Origin of the sequence: Streptomyces marokkonensis (assembly GCF_039539045.1) — a bacterium.
Taxonomy (GTDB): Bacteria; Actinomycetota; Actinomycetes; order Streptomycetales; family Streptomycetaceae; genus Streptomyces; species Streptomyces marokkonensis.
On the sequence record NZ_BAABCQ010000307.1, the window covers coordinates 1 to 4,223 of the forward strand.

Annotated in this window: 4 protein-coding genes; 3 read left to right on the plus strand and 1 reads right to left on the minus strand. The window is 71.2% G+C overall.

Annotated elements, in window-relative coordinates; all coding sequences use genetic code 11:
- From ABEA26_RS35215 to proC, 3 genes are all read left to right on the plus strand, one after another.
- The coding region (locus tag ABEA26_RS35215; RefSeq protein ID WP_345598053.1) for an ABC transporter ATP-binding protein at nt 1-879 on the plus strand (879 nt) is incomplete at its 5' end.
- Nucleotides 876-1,676, plus strand: coding sequence for an ABC transporter permease (locus ABEA26_RS35220; RefSeq protein ID WP_345598054.1), 801 nt, complete (start codon nt 876-878; stop codon nt 1,674-1,676). The genes ABEA26_RS35215 and ABEA26_RS35220, both read left to right, overlap by 4 nt.
- 163 nt (nt 1,677-1,839) lie before the next feature.
- On the plus strand, nt 1,840-2,652 hold the full coding sequence (proC, locus tag ABEA26_RS35225; protein ID WP_279566434.1) for a pyrroline-5-carboxylate reductase: 813 nt from the start codon (nt 1,840-1,842) through the stop codon (nt 2,650-2,652).
- A gap of 81 nt (nt 2,653-2,733) precedes the next feature.
- Here proC and trpS read toward each other — a convergent pair whose 3' ends face one another.
- Nucleotides 2,734-3,738 (minus strand): tryptophan--tRNA ligase, encoded by a 1,005-nt coding sequence (gene trpS, locus ABEA26_RS35230; protein ID WP_345598057.1) that lies wholly within the window; start codon nt 3,736-3,738, stop codon nt 2,734-2,736.
- Nucleotides 3,739-4,223 lie beyond the last annotated feature (485 nt).

Below are 4,223 nucleotides of genomic sequence, written 5' to 3' on the forward strand. Positions count from 1 at the left end.
CTCTCCCCGCCCCCCGAACAACCGCCCCCCGAACAACCGCCCCCCGAACAACCGCCCCCCGAACAACCGCCCACCGAACAACCGCCCACCGAAGAACAAGGCGGCGGCGCCCCCGCTCCACCCGCCGTCCGCGCCGAGAACCTCACCGTCGTACGCGGCCCCCGCACCGTCCTGCGCGCCCTCGACTTCACCGTCCCGCGCGGCCGGATCACCGGCCTCCTCGGCCCCTCCGGCTGCGGCAAGTCGACCCTCATGCGAGCGATCGCCGGTACCCAGGCCAAGGTCACCGGCACCCTGGAAATCCTCGGTCACCCCGCCGGCCACCCCACCCTGCGCACGCGCATCGGCTACGTCACCCAGGCCCCGTCCGTCTTCGACGACCTGACCGTCCGCCAGAACCTCGACTACTTCGCCGCGATCCTCACCCCCGGCCGCGCCGCCTTCGACCACCGGCACGACAACGTCACCCGCGCCATCACCGACGTCGACCTCACCACCCACGCCGACGCCCTGGCCGGCAACCTCTCCGGCGGCCAGCGCAGCCGCGTCTCTCTCGCCGTAGCCCTCCTGGGCACCCCCGAACTGCTCGTCCTCGACGAACCGACTGTCGGCCTCGACCCCGTCCTGCGCCGCGACCTCTGGAACCTCTTCCACTCCATCGCCGCCGACCGTGGCGCCTCCCTCCTCGTCTCCTCCCACGTCATGGACGAGGCCGAGCGCTGCCACCGCCTCTTCCTGATGCGCGAGGGCGAGATCCTGGCCGAGGACACCCCCGAGGCCCTGCGCACCCGCACCGGTTCCGAGACGGTCGAGGAGGCCTTCCTGCACCTGGTCGACGAGGCGACCACGGCGGCCCGCCCGAAGGAGACCACCCCATGACCTCTCCCACGACCACACCCACGACCGCGCACCCGGCCGCCACCCCCCGTCCCCGCCCTCTCACCCTCTCCCGCACCACGGCCACCGCGACCCGGGTCCTGCGCCAGCTGAGCCACGACCCCCGCACCATCGCGCTCCTGATGCTGATCCCCTGCGTGATGCTGTTCCTGCTCCGCTACGTCTTCGACGGCAGCCCGGGCACGTTCGACAACATCGGCGCCTCGCTCCTCGGGATCTTCCCGCTGATCACGATGTTCCTGGTCACCTCCATCGCGACCCTGCGCGAGCGCACCTCGGGCACTCTCGAACGCCTCCTCGCCATGCCGCTGGGCAAGGGCGACCTCATCGCCGGCTACGCCCTCGCCTTCGGCGCCCTCGCCCTCGTCCAGTCGGCCCTCGCGACCGGACTGGCGGTCTGGTTCCTCGGCCTCGACGTGACGGGCAGCCCCTGGCTCCTCCTCCTGGTCGCCCTGCTCGACGCCCTCCTCGGCACGGCACTGGGCCTCTTCGTCTCGGCCTTCGCGGCCTCCGAGTTCCAGGCGGTCCAGTTCATGCCGGCCGTGATCTTCCCCCAGTTCCTCCTCTGCGGCCTCTTCACACCGCGAGACAGGATGCACCCGGCCCTGGAGACGATCTCCGACGTCCTCCCCATGTCCTACGCGGTCGACGGCATGAACGAAGTCCTGCGCCACCCCGACATCACCACCGCCTTCGTACGGGACGCCCTGATCGTCGCGGGCTGCGCATTCCTGGTCCTGGCCCTGGGCGCGGCCACCCTCAAACGCCGCACGGCATAGCCGCCCCACCGGCACAGGCACCCCACGGCACAGCAGTCCCACCGGCACAGCAGCCCCACCGGCATTCCGCCCACCGGACGCCCCGACCGCACCCACCCTCCGGATGCGAGGATGACGCCGACGGACGACGCACCCCAGAGGGCACCGGAAGGCACCGAAAGCCATGACCCACAAAGTCGCAGTCCTCGGCACCGGCAAGATCGGCGAAGCGCTGCTCAGCGGAATGATCGGAGCCGGCTGGGCCCCCGCCGACCTCCTGGTCACCGCCCGCCGCGAGGAACGGGCCGAAGAGCTCCGCACCCGCCACGGAGTCACCCCGGTCACCAACGCCGAGGCCGCCAAGTCCGCCGACACCCTGATCCTCACGGTCAAGCCGCAGGACATGGGCACCCTCCTCGACGAACTCGCCCCGCACGTCCCCGCCGACCGCCTGGTCATCAGCGGCGCGGCCGGCATCCCGACCGCCTTCTTCGAGGAACGCCTCGCTCCCGGCACCCCGGTGGTCCGCGTCATGACGAACACCCCGGCTCTCGTCGACGAGGCCATGTCCGTCATCTCCGCCGGCACCCACGCCACCGCCGCCCACCTGACCCACACCGAGGAGATCTTCGGCGCCGTCGGCAAGACCCTCCGCGTCCCCGAGTCCCAGCAGGACGCCTGCACCGCCCTCTCCGGCTCCGGCCCGGCGTACTTCTTCTACCTGGTCGAAGCCATGACCGACGCCGGCATCCTCCTCGGCCTGCCCCGCGACAAGGCCCACGACCTGATCGTCCAGTCCGCGATCGGCGCCGCGACCATGCTCCGCGACAGCGGCGAACACCCGGTCAGGCTCCGCGAGAACGTCACGTCCCCCGCCGGCACCACCATCAACGCCATCCGCGAACTGGAGAACCACGGCGTCCGCGCCGCCCTCATCGCCGCCCTGGAAGCCGCCCGCGACCGCAGCCGCGAACTCGCCTCCGGCACCAAGGACTGACCGCGGGCCCCCGACCGGTCCGCCGGCCCCGCGACGGGGGTCCACGGCGGTCGGTCGGTGACGCTGCGGCCGTTCACCCGCTCAGGGGCCCGCGGGAGGCAGCAGCCCGATCGCCCGGTAGGCGGCGTCCACGGTCGGCCGCGCCATCGCCCGGGCCTTCCGAGCACCCTCCCGGAGCACGCCCTCCACATACCCGGGGTCCGCGCACAGCTCCTGGTGCCGCTCCCGCACGGGCCGCAGCACCTCGACGACGGCCTCCGCGGTGTCCTTCTTCAACGCGCCGTACGAGTCGTAAGCACCCGCCAGCTCCGCCGGCTCCCCGCCCGTGCAGGCGGCGAGGATCTCCAGCAGATTCGCCGGCCCCGGCCGCTCCTTCCGGTCGTACACGACCTCGCGCCCGCTGTCGGTCACGGCCCGCATGACCTTCTTCCGCACCACGTCCGGCTCGTCCAGCAGATAGACGATCCCCGGCCCGACGTCGTCACTCTTCCCCATCTTCGACACCGGCTCCTGCAGGTTCATCACCCGTGCCGCCACCGCCGGACTCGTGGCCCGCGGCACCACGAACGTGTGCCCGTACCGCTGGTTGAACCGCACCGCCAGATCCCGCGCCAGCTCCACGTGCTGCGTCTGGTCGTTCCCCACCGGCACGTCGTCCGTCCCGTACGCCAGGATGTCGGCCGCCATCAGTACGGGATACGTCAGCAGCGACAGCCGCACACTCCCGCCCCGCTCCCGTTCCCGCGCGGCCTTCTCCTTGTACTGGATCATCCGCCGCATCTCGCCGTCGGTGGCGACGCACTCCAGTACGTACGACAGCCGGGCGTGCTCGTCCACGTGGCTCTGCACGAACACGGTGCACAGCTCCGGATCCAGCCCGGCTGCCAGCAGGAGGGAGGCCGCCTGCCGACTCAGTCTGCGCACCCGCGCCGGATCGTGGTCCACGGTCAGGGCGTGCAGGTCCACGACGCAGAACAGCGCGTCCGACCGGTGCTGGTCCTCCCCGGCCCACCGCCGCACGGCTCCCAGATAGTTCCCCAGCGTCAGGTGTCCGGTCGGCTTGATCCCACTGAAGACCCGTGTCATCTCTCCACCTCCTGGTCGGGGCCGCGCCAACCGCCGGCCGCCCCTCCTGGAGGGAGATACGAGAACGGCCGCCGAAGCGGCGACCGTTGAGTACATACGTGCGTACGGCCGCCGTCAGGCGGCCCACCAGAGCCCGGTGCACGTACGTGTCGTCACGCCTGTCACCGTACGCCGCCGGAGGCCGCACGGCCCGGGGTTTGACACGCCCGTCCCGCACTCGTAGTGTTCTCCGAGTTGTCCGACGTGAGCGCCGACCCCGGTCGGTCCCCGGACAGCGATTCCGCAAGTACTCACCACTTCTCGACGAACAGTCGCACTGTCGGCGTCGTCGTCCTGTCGGTGCGTGCAATTTGCGGAATGAGGAATCCAAGTCCGAAAGGACGCGGCCCCCGATTAGCTCGGGAGCCGGGAATCCGCTAGAGTCTCACCTCGTCGGAACGGCCCAACAGCCGCGAAGACAAACCCCGCTGACTGGGAATCAGGCC

What these genes read in the sequence shown, in the direction of transcription:
- proC (WP_279566434.1), top strand. Translation starts at nt 1,840, where the DNA reads ATGACCCACAAAGTCGCAGTCCTCGGCACCGGCAAGATCGGCGAAGCG.
- trpS (WP_345598057.1), bottom strand. Translation starts at nt 3,738, where the DNA reads ATGACACGGGTCTTCAGTGGGATCAAGCCGACCGGACACCTGACGCTG.
- ABEA26_RS35220 (WP_345598054.1), top strand. Translation starts at nt 876, where the DNA reads ATGACCTCTCCCACGACCACACCCACGACCGCGCACCCGGCCGCCACC.